Here is a 19,612-nt window from a genome sequence, read left to right as displayed (position 1 = left end):
CGGACAAACCGATCGGCGTGTTTCTGCTGGCCGGCACCTCTGGCGTCGGCAAGACCGAAACCGCACTCGCCCTGGCCGAAACCTTGTATGGCGGTGAGCAGAACCTGATCACCATCAACATGAGCGAGTACCAAGAGGCCCACACCGTCTCCTCGCTCAAGGGTGCACCTCCGGGGTATGTGGGTTACGGCGAGGGTGGCGTGCTGACCGAAGCGGTACGCCGAAAACCGTACTCGGTGGTGCTGCTGGACGAAGTGGAAAAAGCGCACCCGGACGTCCACGAACTGTTCTTCCAGGTCTTCGACAAGGGTTGGATGGAAGACGGCGAAGGCCGCCGCATCGACTTCCGCAACACCTTGATCATCCTCACCAGCAACGCCGGCACCGACCTGATCGCCAGCCTATGCAAGGATCCGGAACTACTGCCCGATCCAGACGGCATGGCCAAGGCCATCCGCGAGCCGTTGTTGAAGGTCTTCCCGCCGGCGTTGCTCGGGCGTTTGGTGGCGATTCCGTATTACCCGCTCAGTAACGCCATGCTCGGCCAGATCGTGCGGCTGCAGTTGAATCGCATCAAGCAGCGGATCGAGGAGCGCTACAGGATTCCGTTCGACTACGACGACTCGGTGGTGGAGCTGGTGGTCTCGCGATGCACGGAGAGCGAGTCGGGCGGGCGGATGATCGATGCGATCCTGACCAATTCGATGTTGCCGGAGATCAGTCGGGAATTGCTGGTGAGAACAATCGCTGGCGAAGAGTGCTTTCGGGTAAACGTGCGCGTTACGGAGAGTGGGCTCATCCATGACTTCGGCTAGTCGAACAAGACAGCTAAACCTGTGGACGTCATTGGTGGATGTCGCCGACGCGTGCCGCGCCACTCGTCATGTGAAGGCTGCTCAAGCGTTCCAAGCCGAGCCCCAAAGTTGCTTATCGGAGCTGTATTCGTGGAAAAGAAAAAACTGGAAAAATTCATCAACAATATTACGCCACCTCTGGGAAAGGAGAACACTGTTCCGCTATCGGTGAGGATGCTGCAAGATGATATCTTCAACCAGTACTATCTGAAATATGACGACTTGCCGGCTACATACCGGCACGCCTGGAATACCGTCGTACTGCATCGAATGGCCAATATGAGGGTTCAAGCGGGCTTAGCCGTCACCGTGGAGAAGATGAAGCTGGCATGGACACAATTTGCTAAAGACGGGCTGATTAATATCGGAAAGATCCACTTTGGGCAGATCCGGGTCGCCGGCAGTTTCGCTGGTGCCGGCAACGTCAACCAGAAGGCCATCCTTGGATTTCCACAGGAAATTACCGGTCGACCACTCAAGGTCTATGCGGACGATATCCGCGCGACCGACCTCGGCGGCACAGGTGTCGGCGCCGATCGGATTCCAGTACAGATATTCCTCCGCGGCGAAACTTGGATCGCCACGAACAACCGCGGTTATGCCGTGCACTGCATGGCTGGCGTGATGCCTCTGCGGATTTGGCCCCACGTGGAGACGGTCGACGAGGGCAACCGCCTCCGCGAGTGTTGGGATGCCAAAGGCATCCGCTACCTGGAGGGCGTGCAGAAGCGCCTGAGTGTGGTTCCCAGGACGTTGCCTTCCACGGAGATGCCGCTGACCAATGGGCCCAATGACACGGTCATCGCCGAGGTGGTGGCCGTCCCGGAGCACTTCACCATCACGAAACCTGCATGATGAACACACTGGCCATGCACCGCGCCAGATCCTCTGGATCTTGTCAGTCAGTCAGGTGCAGCCTGACTTCGCTGGGTCGAACGGGTGAGCGACTTCCTGCAAGCCCCGCCAAACTATCCACTCGTGCAGCTAACGCTCGGCCATAGCGCTCAACCGCAACAACTGCCACAACCTGCATTTCCTGCAGCTGTCTCCTACCGAACGGCACCCGGTGACCCAGGGTCAGTCCGGCGCAGGCATGATCGACGCGGTGTATGTCGATTGCGTTCGCTACAGACGACGATCGTGCCACAGTTGCCCAGTGCCCGCGCGCACATGGGTTTGTCGATGGACGCGATACCCATCAGGGCTACGCGCTAGCACTGTAATGCGCCTTATAAGTGGTATCGCGCTTCCATCCAGCGCATGCGACTCGGGCCGGCATATTAGTCGCGCGGATGCATGGTATCGCGATGTTTGATTTCCTCGATCGGCGTCGTACCTGTCAAATGATCTTTGGGCGTTCTGTGCCCAACGGGAAGCGGATTAGGGTCGGCGGTGTCGATGCACCCTCCGCAGTAGGCACGCCAAATACAACGAGGACTTGTATGACCACATCCGCTCTGAGTCGTGAAGAATTCGATGCGCTGGCGGTCGTCGCCAAGACACGTCGGAATCTGCTGTTCCAGACCTTCAATGGCACCCGCCTGAGCTTTGGCAAGCGGGGCTACGCGTCCGGCAACGCATTTGGGACCGGGGTGGCGATCTACGAGTTTCAGCAGATGATCAAGGACAAGGTCACCGAGGCGGCCATCCCAAAGATTGCCGCTGCGGCGGAGAAGTTCATCGCCGATGCTGCGGGCGTGGAGGGCTTCCATGAGATCGTGGCAGCACTCGGAGCCGAAGCGGCTGGCGACTTGTTCAAGGAGATCCTGCCGATCATCGGGATCTTCTACTCCGCCAAGAAGTGGGCTGAGATATCGGCCCAAGTCATCGGCGACGCGCACATGCGCTACCGGATGGTGGCCGGCGACTATCGCTCCGGCTTCCGCAGCGGTACGCCGCAGGCGGCGGTGGACTCGGTGCAGCACATCATCGAGACGCAGTTGCTGATCGGCGGAATCGACTGGGCCAATCAGAGTGTCGGCCTGGCCACCAAGTTCGCTGGCCTCTCGCTGGACATGGGCGTTGCTTCGACCATGGGGCCCGGCATTGCCGGATTCATTGCTGATTTCGTGCTGAAACTCACCGTCATCGGGATGGACATCAAGGAGATGCGTGCAGGCAACCGTTGGTTGCAGACGCCGTCCTCGCTGAGCATCGAGGTGTTCAAGGACTGCCCGATCCTGGGCTGCTACCTGCTGATCAGTGCCGACACCTCGAGTGTGGCCAACCTGTTTGTCGCCGATATCGGTCTGCCGGGCTGGATGCGGCAGCTGGAGACGATGCAGGAGAGCAAGATCGCGCCGACGGTCCGGCATGCACGTAAGCTGGTCGAGCGATCGAACCTGCAATTGGAAGGGCTCACGGCAGCGGCGCAGCCCGCGAAGACCCATGTCAAGAAAGATTTCTTCGTGACCAGCAAGAGCAAGGTCGCGCGGATGATGACGGAGGTGCGTGGTCACTTCGGTCACAGCAGCGCGACTTGAGGCAAAAAGGGGGTATTGGTGCGAATGCGTAGACCTGCCCGCTGCAGATCCGTGACCTCACCATTAAATGCATGCCGAATACGCACCGATTCAATTAATAAATTGAGAAAAATTTTATGTATGCAAGTGAGGCGGAATTTAATTCGGCTGTCATGGCCTGCAAGGATCATTATCATGGACTTACTGAGGATGGGGTCAATGTGGCGTGGCGAACTTATCTTAATGCACAAAAGACAAATCTACAATTTCTTGTAATTGGTAGGATCTTGAAATCCGAGCCAGTGGGGATTGATGCCTGCAATCAAATCGTCCCAGGTATCGGGCCTAGTATGAAAATAAACATGGCGGTCATGAACGAGGATGCTGGTGGCGGGTCTATAATGGATTCTAGTAAGTGGACTATGCTTGTCAATGATGCGTGGCTGCTGGGGGGGATTCATTCCAGAACGAAGTTCTATTTGGCTTCGCCTCGCACGAAGGTCAATATAATAAATTCAGATGGTCTCTATGCCAACCAATTGACTGTCACTGGCAGAGAGCTGGCTGGGCTAAAGATGTTCGGCTATAGGGTGATTAGCATGAAGATTGGTGAGGTTGCGATACATTATGACGCTTCGTTGTCAGGTACAGCTAGTTTTGAAAAATACACTAGAGGCGTTTCTGATTATGTCAAGAATGACGGATGGAATGATCTTATTGGTCCGCCCTGAGTATTTTCTCTAATTATTTGACGGCTGATAGTTCCTCTGCGCTTTTTTGCGTTGATTTTCAAGTGTGAAGATTGTCTGGCGACGGCGTCGGTCGCTAAACGCGCGGCGTGACAGTGAGCCTATGGCAATACGGTGCACGATTGACCTCTCAACGCTCCTGAAGCACACCGGTTGCTCGGCGCGTGTGGTGAGTGACCTCTTTCCCGGAAATGAGCGTATGAGCTGCAGAATCCTCACCAGCTTTGCCATGGCCAACCATGGCTCGACCTTTATGCACTGGCTGCGCAGCGAGTTGATGAAGAGTCTTGGGCTCTACGACATCGATGCGGTGTATGTCGATTCGATCGTATCGCGGTCCATCGACGATCGCGCCACGGTCGCCCCCGATACCCGCGCGCACATGCGTTCGCCGACCGGCGCAATGCCCATCGGGGCGATGCGTGAAGACTGGAATGCGCTGTACCAGGCGGCGATGCGTCAGGCGCAGTTGATGCTGTTTTGCTATACGGATGAGTTCAGGGACAGCCAGTGGTGTCGGCAGGAATGGGACCAGTTCATCGGCCAGAAGGCGGGGCGTCCTGCAGACCGACCGCTACGCGGGTTGATACTGGAATTCACCACCGATGCCTGCACGCTTCCCGGGAGTCGTGGCGATGGCGTCACCCGGATACCGGTCGCCAAGACCGATGGCGGGCGCTCCGGGCTGGCGTGGGACAAAGGGGACTACATCCTGTCGAGCACTGACTATGCGTGGGTGCTCGCCCAGATCCAGCAGCTGATCCGTTGAGAGGGCATGCCGGGCGTTGCGGCGATGCCATGGCGTGAGCGCGGTGACCTACTCCTCCCCGGTATGTGTGGCATCGCGATTATCGATTTCCCTGCACCCCGGCGCGGCCGGCAAAGTCATCGCATGGAATCGACCTCCGCACCTATGTGCCGCAAGACCATGCTGGGAGCTTGACCATGGCCCACGCCATTACCCTGCAGTCGCCGCTGGGCAAGACGCTACGCTTTGTGCGGATGAGCGCGCACGAGGAGCTGGGGCGCCCCTATGCGTTCGCGTTGCACGGCATCAGCCGCGATGTGGCGATCGACCTGCGTGCTCTGCTGGGCAAGCCGATGGCGGTCAAGGTCACCTCGCCGCAGGGCTATGTGCGGCACTACCACGGCATTGTCGCCGAGGCCGAGCAGACCGGGTTCGAGCAGATCGAGGGACTACGCTACGCCACCTATGCCTTCTCGCTGGTGCCCAAGCTGTGGTTGCTCGGGCAGCGCCACGATTGCCGCATCTACAAGAACAAGAGCGTGCCGGAGCTGGTACGCGCATTGCTGTCTGACGTGGGCTGCACCGATATCAAGTTGCGCCTGAGCGCGAGCTACCAGCCGCGTGAATACTGCGTGCAGTACCGCGAAAGCGGGCTTAACTTCATCAGCCGGCTGATGGAGCAGGAGGGCATCTACTACTACTTCGAACACAGCGCCAGCACGCATACGCTGGTCCTGGCCGATAGCCTCGGCGGCCACGAGGCCGTCGCGCCGTTCGCGCAGATTCCTTATTGCCCGCCCGGACAGAAGGGCAGCCGGATGAAGGACGCGATCACCGACTGGTCGCTGGCGCGCAGTGCACACAGCACGCGCGTGCGGCTGGACGACTACGACTATCTCAAGCCCAAGGCCTCGCTGCGGGTGGACGAGACCCCGGCCGAGTCCTCCGGACCGGCGTTGGGTGAGCTGGAGGTGTTCGACTATCCCGGCGAGCATCTGGATGTCGCGGCCGGTCGTCGTCACGCCCAGGTGCGTGCCGAAGCGCTCAACGTGGCGCAGGCGCAGTACCAGGGCTGGACCGATGCCTGCGGCCTGCAGGTCGGTGCGTTGTTCAAGCTGCGCGATTTTCCGCTGGCCGAGCATAACCAGGAATACCTGGTGACCAGCGCAGACACCGAACTGGTCGAAGTGGACTACGTCTCCGGTGGCGAGACGGTCGTCGAGCCGTTTGCGTCCACGTTTCGTGCGCTGCGCAGCCGACAGCCGTTCCGCACTCCGCAGACCACGCCGGGCCCCCGCATCGCCGGCTTGCAGACCGCGGTGGTCGACGGCAAGACGCCAGAAGACATCGCGGTCGATCGGCACGGTCGCGTCCAGGTCAATTTCTTCTGGAGCCCGCCAGGAACGCCGAACGCCGACTGTTCGTGTCCGGTGCGGGTCGCGCAGGCGTGGGCAGGCAAGCGTTGGGGCGCGCAGTATCTTCCGCGTGTTGGCCAAGAGGTGGTGGTGAGCTTTCTGGAAGGCAACCCGGATCGCCCGCTCATCATCGGCAGCGTCTACAACGCCGATCAGATGCCGCCGTATGCACTGCCCGAGCAGCGCACCCGCAGCGGGGTCAAGAGCCGCAGCGTGTTGGGTGGGGTCGAGGACTACAACGAGATCCGTTTCGACGACAAGAAGGGCAGCGAGGAGCTGCTGCTGCATGCGCAGCGCGATCTGCGCCATGAAGTGGAGAACGACCATTTCGTCACCGTCGACGGCAACGAGACCGTCGAGATCAAACGTGAGCGCAGCCACACGATTGGCGGCAACGACCGCCTGGACGTGGGCAAGGCGCTGCGCATTCAGGCCGGCAGCGAGATCGAGCTGGTGACCGGGATGGCCCGCCTGCAGTTGAAGGCCAGCGGCGAGATCGTGCTCAGCGGCACCCGGCTGACGCTCGATGGACGCGTCAGCGTCGGCATCCAGGGCGGCGTCAGTGTCGATGTCAGCGCGATGGCCAACCTGACCCTGCGCTCCAACGCCGCGGTGCTGCTGCAATCCAACGCCGTGACCACTGCGCGTGCCAACGCGGCGCTGCTATTGCAGTCGTCCGGTCCGGCCGTGCTCAAGGGCACTCCGCCCATCATCGCTTGAGGTCCGCCATGTTGCAGATTCTTCCCGCCGCGCGGCAGATGCGGCTCTCTCCCTCCGCGCACGCCGCCTTGGCGCCGGACATGGCGCCGGAGACTGCCGTGCGCGAATTGCTGGCGCGTGGGCTTGCCCAGGACGCGTTGCCGTTGGCCTTGCGTCTGTTGCCCAGGCCGTATGCGGTGGCGTGGTTGTGCCAATGCATGCGCGCGCAAGCGCTCAGCGGCCACGACAGCGAAGGTCTGCGGTTGGCGCAGGCGTGGGTGCAGCAGCCGGGCCCCACCCAGCGCGAGAGCGCACGCGCATTTGCCGCTGACGACGACTACCAATCGGTCGGCGCCTGGCTGGCGGCGGCCGCGGCCTGGAGCGATGGCAGCCTGAGCGACGAAGACGGTCCGCCGGTGGCCGATCACCTGACCGCGGCGGCGGCCGTGGCGGCGTTGCTGCATCTGGCTGGGCGCGAGCCTGCGACCTTCGAAGCGCAATTGGTGCGCTGGAGCGAAGATGCCGCGCGACTGCTGTCGGGACTGCGCGTCCGCGAGCGTGCGCCATGAGCGCGGCGTCGTCCAGGCTGACGTTGACGGTGCGCGATGCCCAGGCGGTGCCGGGCAGCAGGCCGCCGCAGGCCAGCTTCGCTGCAGAAGGCGGGCGCATCGGCCGCGACGCGTCCTGCGACTGGGTGCTGGAAGGCGAGGGCGTCTCGCGCCTGCATGCCAGCGTGCGCCATCTCGATGGGATGTATTTCATCGAAGACCACAGCACCAACGGTGTCTTGCATAACGGCGTGCCGCTGCGCGCCGGCTTCCCGGTGCCCCTGCATGCCGGCGACGCCTTGCGCATCGATGCCTTCGACATCGACGTGGCGGTGGAAAGCGCAAGCGTCACCGCTGTCCCGGCAGCCACGCAGAGCTGGAATCGCGCCGAACCGTGGACGCTATCGCCAACGCCGCCACCGCAGCAATCCTGGCAACCACCGCTGGAGCGCGAGCGCGATGTCTTTGCCGAGCTTGGGCCAGCGTCGACGCGGGCCGCCGATACCGACCCGCTGGCCTTGTTCGCCACTTCGTTCACGCTGGCCGGCAGCCAGGGCGATGCTGCGGCGTTCGGGTTGGGGCATGCGCCGGCAACGGCTGACGCCTACCGTGCCCCCGTGGCCGTGCCGGCTGCCGCTGGTGTCGTGTTGCCAGAGCACTGGGATCTGACACGCAGCGAATTTGCGCTGCCGCCGGTTGCAGATCCAGTGGCAGGCATGCAAACGCCGCTGCCGTCCGCGCCGGTGGCCAATGCCGCAACGGCGCCAACACCAACGCAGACCCAGACCCAGACACCCGCGCCCGCGCCAGTGCCAAGCCCGGTCTCGGCACCGCGCGGTGCTGCGGCGTCGGTAACCGCGGCGGTCCCGGCCACGGCGCAGCCAGCGGTCGCGCCGACGCCAGGCACGCCCGAACTGCCTGCGCTGTTCGCCGCCATGACCGCTGGCCTGATGGATGTGTTGCGCGCACGCGCCGAGCTGAAGAACAGCCTGCGTCTGCCGGTCACGCTGATCCAGCGCACCGAGAACAACCCGCTCAAGTTCGCCGCCACCGTGGACGAAGCGGTCGCTCGCCTGTTGGCGCCAGCAGGCGCCGGCTACCTGACCGGCGCAGCCGCGATCGAAGAAGCGATGGAGGACATCGGGCGTCACCAGTTGGCCTTGCTGGCCGGCATGCGTGCGGCCTTCGAGCATGTGTTCACCCAGTTCGATCCGGCACGCTTCGAGGCCGACGCAGCCGGCCATTCCGCGCTCGCTGCCTGGGGCAATCGGCCCTGGCGACGCTACGCGCAGCACTACCGCGAGCTGCGCAGCGATCCGGATGAGCGCTTCCGCCGCCTATTCGGCGAAGAGTTTGCCCGTGCCTACGAACAACAGCTGGCCCGCGCCAAGACGCAGGCCCAACCCGCAGACGGCGACCGAGCATGACCCCTTACAACAAGGTGATCTGGAGCGAGGGCCTGTTTCTACGCCCGCAGCACATGCAACAACAGGAGCGCTATCTCGAGCGCTACATGGAACTGCATGCCGGTGCGCTGCGGCCGCATGCGTGGGGCTTCAGCCAATTGGAGCTGGAGCCGGAACTGCTGGCGATCGGCAAGCTCGGCATTCGCCGCGCCCGCGGCTGCTTTCCGGACGGCACGCCGTTTTCCATTCCCGATCGCGATCCGGCGCCGCCAGCACTGGACGTACCGGCCAACTGCCGTGACCAGGTGGTGAGCCTGGCGCTGCCGCTGCGCGCAACCGCCCAACCCGATAGCGCCTGGCCGGATGGCGATGGCAGCCGACTGGCACGGTATCGCGTGGGCGAAGCGGAAGTCGGCGATGCCTCTGGCAGCATCGCCGGGACCGTGCTGCTGGAAGTGGGCGTGTTGGCCAGTCGCCTGCGCCTGCAGTCCGAACCGGGCGAAGGGCTGGTGGAGGTGCCGATGGCGCGCATCATCGAATGCCGCGCCGATCGACGGGTGATTCTCGATGACGCCTTCATCCCGACCGCCAGCCGGATCGAAGGCGCAGCGCGCCTATCTACGCTGCTGGCGGAATTGCTGGGGCTATTGCATCAGCGCGGCCAGGCGTTGGCCGAACGCGTGGCCGGCAGCGACCGGGGTGGCGTGGCGGAAATCGCCGACGTGCTGATGCTGCAGGTGATCAATCGCTATCAACCGCTGGTGGCGCATTGGGCGAGCGCGCCGTTGGAGCATCCCGAAGCACTGTACTGCGTGCTGCTGGGGATGGCCGGCGAACTGGCGACCTTCACCCGTGTCAGCAAACGCAGCGGGCCATTTCCGCCGTATGCACACGATGCGCTGCAGACGAGCTTCGATCCGGTGGTGCTGTCCTTGCGCGAAAGCCTGAGCGCGGTGCTCGAACAGTCGGCGATTGCCGTGCCCTTGCAGCAACGCAAGTACGGCGTCTGGGTGGGCATGGTGCCCGATCCGGCCTTGCTGGACTCGGCGGCGTTCGTGCTGGCGGTCAAGGCCGATCTGCGCGCCGAGGACTTGCGCAAGCGGCTGCCCACCGAATCGAAGATCGGCCCGGTGGAGAAGATCCGCGACCTGGTGAACCTGCAATTGCCAGGGGTGGCCGTGAGCGCGCTGGCGATGGCGCCGCGGCAGGTGCCGTATCACGCCGGCTGCGCCTACTTCGAACTCGATCGGCAATCGTCGCTGTGGAAGACGCTGCGCACCTCCGGTGGCGTGGCGCTGCATTTCGGCAGTGGTTTTCCCGGCCTGGAACTCGAGCTGTGGGCGGTGAGGAATTGAGATGAGCAATACGGTCGACCAACACGACGACGATGCCACCGTGGTCCGCAGCGCGACACCGGCGCCGCGGCCCGTTGTCGCCACGCCGGCTCGCCAGGCGACGACGCGCACCGTGCAACCGCCCGACCTGGATGCCGCCATGCGCGCGGCGCCGGGCGCGATGCAGGGCAACGCGGTGGTGCGCGCCGCCACGCCGCTGCTGTTGTTGGCGGTGCAGTTGCGACACTCTACGCAGACGCCGGACATCGCCATCTTGCGCGAAAACTGCAGCACGCGCCTGCAGCGCTTCGAGCAGGAGCTGCGGCAACAGGGCATCGACGACAAGACCGGCATCGCCGCACGTTATGTGCTGTGCACGCTGCTGGACGAAGCCGTGCTGGCCGCGCCCTGGGGCGAGGGCAGCGGCTGGTCGCAGCGCACTTTGCTGGTGACCTTCCACGGCGAGACCTATGGCGGCGCCAAGGTCTTCGATCTGCTCGATCGGCTGGCGCGTGATCCGGCGCGGCACCTGGACCTGCTGGAGCTGCTGTATCTGGCCTTGGCGCTCGGCTTTGGCGGTCGCTATCGGGTGGAGCAGGGCGGGCGGGCGCGGCTGGCCGATCGCCAGGCCGAGCTGTACCAACTCATCCAGCGCCAACGCTTGCCGGCACCCGCCGAACTGTCGCCCAGCTGGCAAGGCGCGCAGGCGCCGTTGCAGCGCAATGCCGCGGCCACGCCGCTGTGGATCGCGACGCTGGCTTCGCTGTGCATCGTGCTGCTGGCGTTCGTGTGGTTGCATGCACGCCTCAATGCGCTGACCGCGCCGATCAGCGCGCAGCTGGCGCGTATCGGCCTGGACCGGGTGACGTTGCCGATTCCGGCCGCCACACCGGCAACCACGGTGGCGCTTGCCCCCTTGCTGGCCGCCGAGCAACGCGCAGGCTTGCTGAGCGTCCAGACCGAAGGCGATGGTCGCAGCACCGTGCGCCTGGCCAGCGCGTCCATGTTCCCCAGCGGGAGCGCGGAGCTGGATGCCGATCAGACCCGCCTGCTCGAACGCGTTGCGGCGGCGCTGGAACAGGTGCCGGGGCGGGTGGTGGTGGTGGGACATACCGACGACCAACCGGTGCGTTCGCTGCGCTTCAAGGACAACTTCGCCTTGTCGGCGCGCCGCGCCGAGAGCGTGGGCGCCGTGTTGGCCGCCGGCTTGCGCGACCCGCGCCGCGTCCAGACCAGCGGCGCGGGCGATTCCCAGCCGATTGCGTTACCGCCGCAGCTACCCGGCAACCGTGCGCGCAATCGGCGCGTCGAAATCCTGTTGATTCCCGAGACCTGACCCATGCGCTTTGTGCTCGATTTCCTGCGCACCCGCTACGTCGCCAGTGCGGCCGTCCTCGCTCTGCTGGCCGTGCTCGTCTGGGTCGGCGGACCCTATCTCAGCCTGGGCCGCTTTCAGCCGCTCGCCAGCGTGAGCGGGCGCCTGCTGGCCGTGGCTGTGCTGCTGCTCGTGTGGGCGGGGTGGCGCTATCTGCGCTGGCGCCGCGACAGCGCCAAGCAGCAGCGTCTGGCCGGCGAACTGGTCGGGCAGGGCGCCAGCGCCGAAGACGCCAGTGGCAACGACAGTCGCGCACGTGCAGCACAGGAACAGGTCCGCTTGCGTGCACGCTTCGCCGAAGCGATGGCGGTGCTGCGGCGGCGCCGTCGCTTCGGTCCCGGCCTGCACGTGCTGCCCTGGTATCTGCTGATCGGTGCGCCCGGTTCCGGCAAGAGCACCTTGCTGCAGGCTTCGGGCCTGGAGTTTCCACTCAAGGAACATGGCAACCACGCTGCGCTGGAAGGCGTCGGCGGTACGCGCAACTGCGATTGGTGGTTCGCCGACCAGGCGGTGTTCCTCGACAGCGCGGGGCGCTATACCACTCAGGATTCGGACGCCATCGCCGATGCCGGTGCCTGGCACGGCTTTCTGGACCTGCTGCGGCGGCACCGCCGACAGCCGTTGAATGGCGTCATCGTGACCGTGAGCGTGGCCGAGCTGCTGGAGCTCGATGGCGATGCCGGTCTGTCGCATGCGCGCGCGGTGCGTCATCGGCTGGACGAACTGGTCGACAAACTGCGCGCACGCGTGCCGGTCTACCTGGTCGTGACCAAATGCGACCTGGTGTCGGGCTTTGCCGAGTTCTTCGCCGATCTGGATGCCGCCGGTCGCGCGCAGGTGTGGGGAGTGTCGTTCCCGCAGGCGCAGACCACCGGTGACACCGATCCGTTGACGCGATTCCCCACCGAGCTCGAACGCCTGCTGGAGCGGGTCGATCAGCGCGTGCTGGAGCGCCTGCACCGGGCGCGCGATGCACGCGAGCGTGCCGCGGTGCTGTCCTTCCCACAGCAGCTGCGGCTGCTGCAGCCGGCGCTGATGGAGTTCGTGCAGACCGCGTTCGGCCGCCATGGCTATGCCGGCCAGCCGTGGTTGCGTGGTGTCTATCTCAGTTCTGGGACGCAGCAAGGCCATCCGATCGATCGCGTCATCTCGGCAGTGGCGCGGCACTTCGGTGTCGCCGCTGCCGGTCTGCCGCTGGCCATCAGCGCGCCACGCAGTTACTTCCTGCCACGCCTGCTCAACGACGTCGTCTTCGCCGAGGCGGGCCTGGCCGGCAGCCAACCCGGCAGCGCGCAGCGCCGTCGGTTGCTGCAGCTGGCCTGCTGGGCTGTGCTGACCGCCACCACCCTGGGCGTGCTGTCGGGCATGGCCGGCAGTTACGCCCACAACGTGCAACTGATCGGGCAGGTGCGCGATGCGCTCGACGCCTATCCTGCCGGCGCGCTGCCTGCCGATGCCGGCGAGGACGCGTTCTATGCCAAGGCCTTGCAGCGGTTCGACGCGCTGGCGGGCGCGCGCGATGTGGCACTGCCACCGGGCCAGTCGATTCCGTGGTCGCGACGCTTCGGTCTGCACCAGGGTAAGGCGTTGGCGCGCGATGTGCAGGACGCCTATCTGCGCGACCTCAACGGCGCGCTGCTGCCGGCATTGGCACAGTCGCTGCGACGCAAGCTGGAGCAGGCCAGCAACGATCCGCAACGCTTGTATCCGCTGCTGAAGGGCTATCTGATGCTGGGCGACCCGGCGCGCCGCGACGTCCTGCATCTGGCCACGCTGGCAGGCACGGTCTGGCGACAGGTGTTTCCCGACGATGCGTCGGTGCGTGCGGGATTGAATCGGCATCTGCGCGCGTTGCTGGGTCCGGTCGATGGCGCCCGCGCGCTTGCGCTGGATCGGCAGCAGATCGAGCAGACACGGGCGAGCTTGCGAACCGCCGAACTGCCGGCACTGGTCTATGGCGGCCTCAAGCTGACGCAGCCCGGCGTCGATGCCGGCCAGGCCCCGCGCCTGGATCGCCGCCTGGGCCTGTTGGGCGATGTCTTCGAACGCCGCAGTGGCCTGCCGTTGTCTGCGCCATTGCCGCCGCTGTTCACCCGCCAGGCGTTCCAGGCACAGACCGGTGGCGGCATCGCGCGTGGCGTGCAGCAGTTTCTCGCCGATGACTGGGTGCTGGGTACGGCGCCACTGGACCCGTTGGGGCGCTCGCAACTGGAGCGCGAGGTCTTGGCGCTGTATCAGCGCGACTACATCGCCGCCTGGGACAGCCTGCTGGCCGATCTGGTGCTGCGACCGGTCACCCAGACCGGGCAGGCGAGTGCGGTGGCCGCCAAGCTGGGCGGGCCGGCATCGCCGTTGAAGGCCTTGCTGGTGCTGCTGCGCGAACACACCCACGCATTGGGGCGCACGCCACCGGCCAAGGGCGGTGCCAGCGCTGCAGCGGGTGGAGAGGCGACCGCCGTCGCCGAGCCCGATGTGGCGGCCGACCCGATCGAACGCCATTTCGAGCCGCTCAACCGCTTGCTCGATGGCGGGCCGGGCGCCAGCGCGCTGGACGACACCCTGGCCGCGCTGACCCAGATGAGCCGTACGCTGTTGGGCGCTGCTGCCGGCGTTGCCGCCGACCAGAACGATCCGGCGTTGCTGATCGCCGCGCAACAGGCCGAACAATTGCCGCCGCCGCTGGGAAACTGGATGGCGACCTTGTCCGGCCGCGGTCGCGCATTGACCGCCAGCAGCGCCGGCGAAGCGCTACGCAACGCGCAGCGGCAGGCGGCCGGACGCGAATGCGCGCTGCTGGTGAGCGGGCGCTTCCCGTTCGTGCCGGGCAGCCGCAACGACATTCCGTTGCGCGACTTCGCCGAACTGTTCGGCCCCGGCGGGCGCATGGATCGCTTTACGCAGCAGTCCTTGCTCGGCAAGGTCGATACCAGCGGGCGCCGTTGGCAATGGAACCCGGGCATGGCGGCGGTCGGTGCCGACGACGTGCTGGAGCGCGCGCAACTGGCCGATGAGATCAAGCAAGCGTTCTTCGCTGGCGGCGGCGCGCAGCCGCAGGTCGCCTTCACTGTCTCGATCCCACCGCAAGCGGCAATCAGCCGGCTGCAACTGGAGGTGGATGGGCAAACCCTGGAGGTGCGCGAAGGCGCGCGTGCCAGCCAGTCGATGACCTGGCCCGGACCCACTCCGGGCCTGGTGCGTGTCGCGGCGTGGGACGCCAGCGGGCAGGCCTTGCCGGTGGTCGAATACCGCGGTCCCTGGGCCTGGTTTCGGGCGCTGCAGGCCGGGGGGCTGCGCCGCAGCGGCGATCTGGATTACACCGCCAGCCTCGCCCTGGGCAGCGCCACGGTGCGGATGGACGTGCAGCCGGCGAGCCTGCGGCATCCGTTCGCGGCGTCGGCCGTGCAGCGGTTCAGCTGCCCATGAGCGCCATGCAACGCCCGCCGGGCTTCTACGGCAAGCTGCCTGCGGTTGGCGATTTCGTGCATCGGCGTTTGCCGGAGAGCTTTGTCGATCCGTGGCATGCGGCGATGCAGGACGTGCTGTCTGCCGCCGGAGCAGTGAGCAGGGCGCCCGAGGGCCGGGCACCGGTGTGGCGCTTCGTACTGCCGCCGGGCCTCGCTGGGACGGCCGCATGGGCTGGGGCGATGCGTGCCAGCGTCGATCGCGTCGGCCGCGCCTTTCCCCTGGTCATCGCCGCACCGCTGCCTGCAGGCGATGCCGATGGCACGACGGGTGCGGTCATGCCGACCTATCTACATCTGCCAATGTGGCTGGATGCTGCCGACACAGTGTTGTGCACCATCGGGGCAGAGCGACAGCAGGACGGTGCCTGGTTGGACCGCGCCTGCGTGACACTCGCACAGCAGGCGCACGACGAGACAACCATGTCGGCGTCGCCGCTGCCCACTGCTGGCGCCATCGCCGCTGGCAGCAGCCTGTGGTGGACGGCCATGACAGGATCTGCGCCGGGTGCCTGGATGCAGTTCGCCGGCTGGCCTGCGGCCTGCCATGCACACGTCCTGCTTGGCGCATTGCAAACAGCGAACGCATGCGTTGCAGAGGACCTGCAATGAGCGCCTGTTACGTGTCCGCCGGGCGTACCGAGCAAGGCAATGTCAGGCGCCAGAACGAGGATGCGATCTTGCTGCGCGACGACCTCGGCCTGTGGGCGGTGGCCGATGGGCTGGGCGGCCACAGCGCCGGTGACCTGGCCAGTCGCATGGTCGTCGATGCGCTGGGCGCCTTGCGGCGCGACGGCGACCTGGCCAGTTTCGTCGATGCCATCGATGCGCAGCTGAGTCAGGTCAACCAGCAACTGCGTGCCCTGGCGCGCGCGCGGCGGGTGGACGTGATCGCCAGCACCGTGGTGGTGCTGGTGCACGACCACGACCTGCTGATGTGCGGCTGGGTGGGCGACAGCCGTGCCTACGCCTTCGAAGAAGGCCGGCTGCAGTTGCTGACCCGCGACCACGTGGCCGGCGACAAGGACGATGTGACCCAGGTGGGGCGAGCGCAGCCTGCCGGCGGTGCGCTCACCCGCGCGGTCGGCGCCGACGATGCGCTGTACGTGGACTGGAGGGTGTGCGCGCGCCGGCCAGGCCAGCACTACCTGCTGTGCTCGGATGGAATCAACAAGGAACTCAGCGACGATGAGATCGCCGCCCACTGCAGGCACGCGCAGCAGCCTGCCGCGCTGGTGGCGCGCCTGTTCGATACCGCGCTCGGCCGCGCCGGGCGCGACAACGTCTCGGCCGTGGCCTTGCGCCTGGCCCCACGGAATGCTCCGCCATGACCACCCGCGATAACGACACGACCGGCCGCACGTCGCCGCCGGACGACGACCGCACCCGTGTACGACCGGCCCGCGACCTCGCCGATACGCCACCACAGCCGCCGGCTGTGGATGACGACGCCACCCGCATCGCACCGCTGACCCAGCAGCGCGCCGCGCAGGCGTCGGCCGACGCGGCGACCCGGGTCAACCCGCCCCCGCACACCGACGACAGTGCCGGTGCATCGAGCTGGCGTCGGGTCGCGCAATTGCAGGGCGAGGCCCAGGTGGGCGTGGGCATGCTGCTGAAGGCCCGCTTTCTGCTGGTGCGCGAAATCGGCCGTGGCGGCATGGGTGTGGTCTATCTGGCGCGCGACGAACGCAAGGTGGAGGCACGCGATCGCCATCCCTATATCGCGGTGAAAGTGCTCAACGACGATTTCCGCCGTCATCCGGATTCGCTGATCGCATTGCAGCGCGAATCGCGTCGCGCGCAGAGCCTGGCACACGACCATATCGTGCGGGTATACGACTTCGACAAGGACGGCGCCATCGTGTTCATGACGATGGAGTACATCGAGGGCGACGACCTGCGCGGGCTGATCCGCGGCCGGCTGGGCGAGGGCATGCCGCTGGCCGAGGCCTGGCCGCTCATCGAAGGCATGGGGCGCGCCCTGCAACGCGCGCATGCCGCCGGCATCGTGCACTCGGATTTCAAGCCGGGCAATGTCATGGTCGGCGCAGGAAACGTTGCCAAGGTGTTCGACTTCGGGATCGCCCGCGCCGCGAAATTGGCCGGCGCCGAGTCCGGCGATGACCACACGCTGTTCGACGCCGCCACGCTGGGCGCACTGACCCCTGCCTACGCCAGCATGGAAATGTTGCGTGGCGACGAGCCGGCGTTCGCCGACGACGTCTACGCGTTCGGCTGCGTGGTGTACGAACTGCTGTCGGGCCGTCACCCCTTCGCCAAGCAATCGGCGACGCAGGCGCAGGCGCAGCAGCTGCGCGTGGCGCCCTTGCCGACGTTGAGCCGACGGCAGAATCGCGCACTGCGCAGCAGCTTGGCGTTCGCGGCCAACGCACGACCGACGATGACGGCCCTGCTGGAACAATTGCGCCCACGCAGCCGCAGCGAGCGCGTCCTGCCGTATCTGCTGGCGGGCGTGCTGTTGCTGGCCGGCGGCGCCGGTGCAACGGTATGGCTGCAGGTGCATGCGCAGCGGGAGAAGGTGGCCGGGGTGCTCGAGCGCTTCTCACCACAAGCGCCGAAGCGGTTCGTGCACGAGGCGCATGCACGGGCGGCGTTGTGGGCGCTGGGAGAGGACGACCGCCGGCGCTTGATCCTGGACCGCAGCAGCACGATCGAAGCCTTCCTGCTGCGGCGGCTGGATCACTATTGGCAACCTGCCAGTGGCCGCGAAGACTATCTGGGTGCGCAGCGTATTTTGATCCTGCGCGACCAGTGGAAGCTGTTCTCGCCCCGCCTGGACGCCCGCCGCAGTGCCATGGAGCAGGAGCGCGATCGCCTGCTCAACGGTCTGGACACCGCGTTGACCGGCGCAATCGACGCCGGCGCCCTGTTCGAGGATCAACCCGGCAATGTGGTCGCGCTGCTCGATCGCGTGCGGCGGCTTGCACCTGACAGCGGCCTGCTGCGTCATGCCGAACTCGAGTTACGCTACCGGCGTGGATGCGCCGATACGCTCAGCGCAGGTCGTATCGATGAAGCGCGCCGCTGGCTCGCGACCGGGCGCCGCGTGTTCCCGCACTCCACGCTGCTGCAGGAGTGCGCACACGAGCTCGACGCGGCAACCGTCACCGCATCGATCGCGCCGTCTATCCCGCCAGCGCCGCTGGTGGACGATGCGCAGGCCCAGCGTGCGGCGCAGATCGCCGCGCGCATCGAGTCGGTGCGCACCGCAGCGGCCGCCAACGACGTCGTGAAGGTGAAGAATCAACTGGCGCAGATCGCCGCCAGCAGCCCGGATCATCCGTTTCTGCGCAGCGAGGGCGCGCAACGGCTGACCGATGCCTATCTGGGGCTGGCACGCGGGCTCTGCCGCGAAGGGCGGTGGAAAGACGCCAGCGTCGTCATTGGGCAGGGACTGGATGCACAGGACGTGCCGCGACTGCGCCAGGCCTTGGCGCGTTACCAGTTCGCGTTGGAGCTGGAGCAACTCGGCACCGCGCTGCCCGCGCCGGCCGTATTGCAGCGTCTGCGCGAGCGCAAGATGGCGCTGCAAGCGCAGGATGCGGAAGGCTTTCGCACATTCCAGAGCGATGTCGCCAAGGCGAGCCGACAACGCGCGTCCTATACAACGGCCCTGCTGCCGAAACTGGAGCCGGTCGCAGCCGTGCCTGCACCGCCGGCCAAACCGGCCGATCCTTGCCGTATCTCCGCTCCGTCCGGCGGCGCGGCCACCTGCAGCGACGACCTGGGCAAGCATGGTCGCGGCCCGGAGCTGGCGGTACTGCCCAAGCCCGGGCGGGCGCTGGCGATGATGCGTCGTGAGATCAGCGTGGCCGACTTCGCGCTGTTCTGCGCCGACACCCAGCGCTGCCGTGTGTCGCGCTGGACACGCAAGTCGGCGCCGGTGGACAAGGTCAGCGTTGCCCTGATCCGCGATTACGCCGCCTGGCTGAGCAGCGTCAGCGGCCGCAGCTATCGGCTGCCACGCGATGCTGAGTGGCTGCGCGCGGCCCGCGCTGGCGAGGACGGCTGTGCAGCGACGGCGTCCAACAGCTGGGGGTTGCTCGACATGGCCGGCGGTATCGCCGAGTGGGTCCAGGACGGTGGCGACGTGGCCGTGCGCGGCAGTCAACGCGGTGCGGCAGCCTGTGTCGGCCCCGGCGCGGTGAGCTCCACCGGCGAGGCGTCGCGTGGGATCGGTGCACGCTTGGTGAGAGACGTGGAATGAACGACTGGGAAACCCGGGCCAACCTGATCCTGCAGGATTTGAACGCGGCGCAGGCGGAGCGACGCCTGGCCCCGGCCGAGTATCGGCGGCGGCGCCTGCAATTGCTGCAATCGATCGTGCGCTCGGCAGGCCAACCGACCGAGCGCCGCCGGCGTGTCGCAATGCCGCGCAACTTGCCGACCCCGATCGTGACGGTACGGCGCGATCGCCAGCCGCCGACCGCCCTGCAGGCGGCGTTGCGCTCGTGGACGTTGCGCTTATGGGCGGCGGTGATGCTGCTGGGCGCGGCCTGGGTGTACTGGCATGGCCTTGCTGCGTTGTGACGCCCGC

At 66.0% G+C, this 19,612-nt stretch carries 15 protein-coding genes; all 15 read left to right on the top strand.

The window, feature by feature from the left end; genetic code table 11:
• Window positions 1-815: AAA family ATPase (locus tag CKY51_RS17975; protein WP_152249598.1), on the top strand; the 815-nt coding region annotated here is incomplete at its 5' end.
• Between the two features lie 129 nt (window positions 816-944).
• Window positions 945-1,709: a hypothetical protein gene (locus CKY51_RS17970; RefSeq protein ID WP_244952555.1), complete on the top strand. Its 765-nt coding sequence runs from the start codon at window positions 945-947 to the stop codon at window positions 1,707-1,709.
• A 452-nt stretch (window positions 1,710-2,161) separates the two neighbouring features.
• Complete coding sequence (locus CKY51_RS17965; RefSeq protein WP_152249597.1) at window positions 2,162-3,337, top strand: hypothetical protein; 1,176 nt, start codon at window positions 2,162-2,164, stop codon at window positions 3,335-3,337.
• 116 nt (window positions 3,338-3,453) lie between these two features.
• Window positions 3,454-4,047: a hypothetical protein gene (locus CKY51_RS17960; protein WP_152249596.1), complete on the top strand. Its 594-nt coding sequence runs from the start codon at window positions 3,454-3,456 to the stop codon at window positions 4,045-4,047.
• Between the two features lie 187 nt (window positions 4,048-4,234).
• Window positions 4,235-4,834 carry a toll/interleukin-1 receptor domain-containing protein gene (locus CKY51_RS17955; RefSeq protein ID WP_244952554.1) on the top strand — a complete coding sequence of 200 codons (600 nt, stop codon included), beginning with the start codon at window positions 4,235-4,237 and terminating at the stop codon, window positions 4,832-4,834.
• A gap of 176 nt (window positions 4,835-5,010) precedes the next feature.
• The gene (locus CKY51_RS17950) at window positions 5,011-6,948 is read left to right on the top strand and encodes a type VI secretion system Vgr family protein (protein ID WP_031339829.1); all 1,938 of its coding nucleotides are present in this window, start codon (window positions 5,011-5,013) and stop codon (window positions 6,946-6,948) included.
• 8 nt (window positions 6,949-6,956) lie between these two features.
• Window positions 6,957-7,496 (top strand): DUF6931 family protein, encoded by a 540-nt coding sequence (locus CKY51_RS17945; RefSeq protein WP_022972481.1) that lies wholly within the window; start codon window positions 6,957-6,959, stop codon window positions 7,494-7,496.
• The gene (gene tagH, locus CKY51_RS17940; protein ID WP_022972480.1) at window positions 7,493-8,902 is read left to right on the top strand and encodes a type VI secretion system-associated FHA domain protein TagH; all 1,410 of its coding nucleotides are present in this window, start codon (window positions 7,493-7,495) and stop codon (window positions 8,900-8,902) included. Before CKY51_RS17945 ends, tagH begins: the two co-directional genes overlap by 4 nt.
• Window positions 8,899-10,236 carry a type VI secretion system baseplate subunit TssK gene (tssK, locus tag CKY51_RS17935; RefSeq protein WP_152249595.1) on the top strand — a complete coding sequence of 446 codons (1,338 nt, stop codon included), beginning with the start codon at window positions 8,899-8,901 and terminating at the stop codon, window positions 10,234-10,236. The genes tagH and tssK overlap by 4 nt, the downstream gene beginning before the upstream one ends.
• 1 nt (window position 10,237) lies before the next feature.
• Window positions 10,238-11,551 carry a type IVB secretion system protein IcmH/DotU gene (gene icmH, locus CKY51_RS17930; protein ID WP_022972478.1) on the top strand — a complete coding sequence of 438 codons (1,314 nt, stop codon included), beginning with the start codon at window positions 10,238-10,240 and terminating at the stop codon, window positions 11,549-11,551.
• A 3-nt stretch (window positions 11,552-11,554) separates the two neighbouring features.
• Window positions 11,555-15,013: a type VI secretion system membrane subunit TssM gene (gene tssM / locus CKY51_RS17925; protein WP_022972477.1), complete on the top strand. Its 3,459-nt coding sequence runs from the start codon at window positions 11,555-11,557 to the stop codon at window positions 15,011-15,013.
• A complete protein-coding gene (gene tagF, locus CKY51_RS17920) occupies window positions 15,010-15,663 on the top strand; it encodes a type VI secretion system-associated protein TagF (RefSeq protein WP_022972476.1) in 654 nt (217 codons plus the stop codon). The genes tssM and tagF overlap by 4 nt, the downstream gene beginning before the upstream one ends.
• Window positions 15,660-16,382: a PP2C family protein-serine/threonine phosphatase gene (locus tag CKY51_RS17915; RefSeq protein WP_022972475.1), complete on the top strand. Its 723-nt coding sequence runs from the start codon at window positions 15,660-15,662 to the stop codon at window positions 16,380-16,382. The genes tagF and CKY51_RS17915 overlap by 4 nt, the downstream gene beginning before the upstream one ends.
• Window positions 16,379-19,282 (top strand): bifunctional serine/threonine-protein kinase/formylglycine-generating enzyme family protein, encoded by a 2,904-nt coding sequence (locus tag CKY51_RS17910; protein WP_022972474.1) that lies wholly within the window; start codon window positions 16,379-16,381, stop codon window positions 19,280-19,282. Before CKY51_RS17915 ends, CKY51_RS17910 begins: the two co-directional genes overlap by 4 nt.
• Entirely contained in the window at window positions 19,279-19,605 is a 327-nt protein-coding gene (locus CKY51_RS17905; protein WP_022972473.1) for a hypothetical protein, read from the top strand. Before CKY51_RS17910 ends, CKY51_RS17905 begins: the two co-directional genes overlap by 4 nt.
• The last annotated feature ends 7 nt before the right edge of the window (window positions 19,606-19,612 follow it).

Source organism: Xanthomonas maliensis, from assembly GCF_009192945.1.
Taxonomy (GTDB): Bacteria; Pseudomonadota; Gammaproteobacteria; order Xanthomonadales; family Xanthomonadaceae; genus Xanthomonas; species Xanthomonas maliensis.
Note: the sequence above shows the minus strand (reverse complement) of the source record. Positions and strands in the feature narration are given on the sequence as shown.

Bases quoted from the DNA above. Each gene is read 5' to 3' on its own strand.
- CKY51_RS17965 (WP_152249597.1), top strand. From the start codon at position 2,162: ATGTTTGATTTCCTCGATCGGCGTCGTACCTGTCAAATGATCTTTGGG.
- CKY51_RS17960 (WP_152249596.1), top strand. From the start codon at position 3,454: ATGTATGCAAGTGAGGCGGAATTTAATTCGGCTGTCATGGCCTGCAAG.
- CKY51_RS17950 (WP_031339829.1), top strand. From the start codon at position 5,011: ATGGCCCACGCCATTACCCTGCAGTCGCCGCTGGGCAAGACGCTACGC.
- CKY51_RS17945 (WP_022972481.1), top strand. From the start codon at position 6,957: ATGTTGCAGATTCTTCCCGCCGCGCGGCAGATGCGGCTCTCTCCCTCC.
- tagH (WP_022972480.1), top strand. From the start codon at position 7,493: ATGAGCGCGGCGTCGTCCAGGCTGACGTTGACGGTGCGCGATGCCCAG.
- tssK (WP_152249595.1), top strand. From the start codon at position 8,899: ATGACCCCTTACAACAAGGTGATCTGGAGCGAGGGCCTGTTTCTACGC.
- icmH (WP_022972478.1), top strand. From the start codon at position 10,238: ATGAGCAATACGGTCGACCAACACGACGACGATGCCACCGTGGTCCGC.
- tssM (WP_022972477.1), top strand. From the start codon at position 11,555: ATGCGCTTTGTGCTCGATTTCCTGCGCACCCGCTACGTCGCCAGTGCG.
- tagF (WP_022972476.1), top strand. From the start codon at position 15,010: ATGAGCGCCATGCAACGCCCGCCGGGCTTCTACGGCAAGCTGCCTGCG.
- CKY51_RS17915 (WP_022972475.1), top strand. From the start codon at position 15,660: ATGAGCGCCTGTTACGTGTCCGCCGGGCGTACCGAGCAAGGCAATGTC.
- CKY51_RS17910 (WP_022972474.1), top strand. From the start codon at position 16,379: ATGACCACCCGCGATAACGACACGACCGGCCGCACGTCGCCGCCGGAC.
- CKY51_RS17905 (WP_022972473.1), top strand. From the start codon at position 19,279: ATGAACGACTGGGAAACCCGGGCCAACCTGATCCTGCAGGATTTGAAC.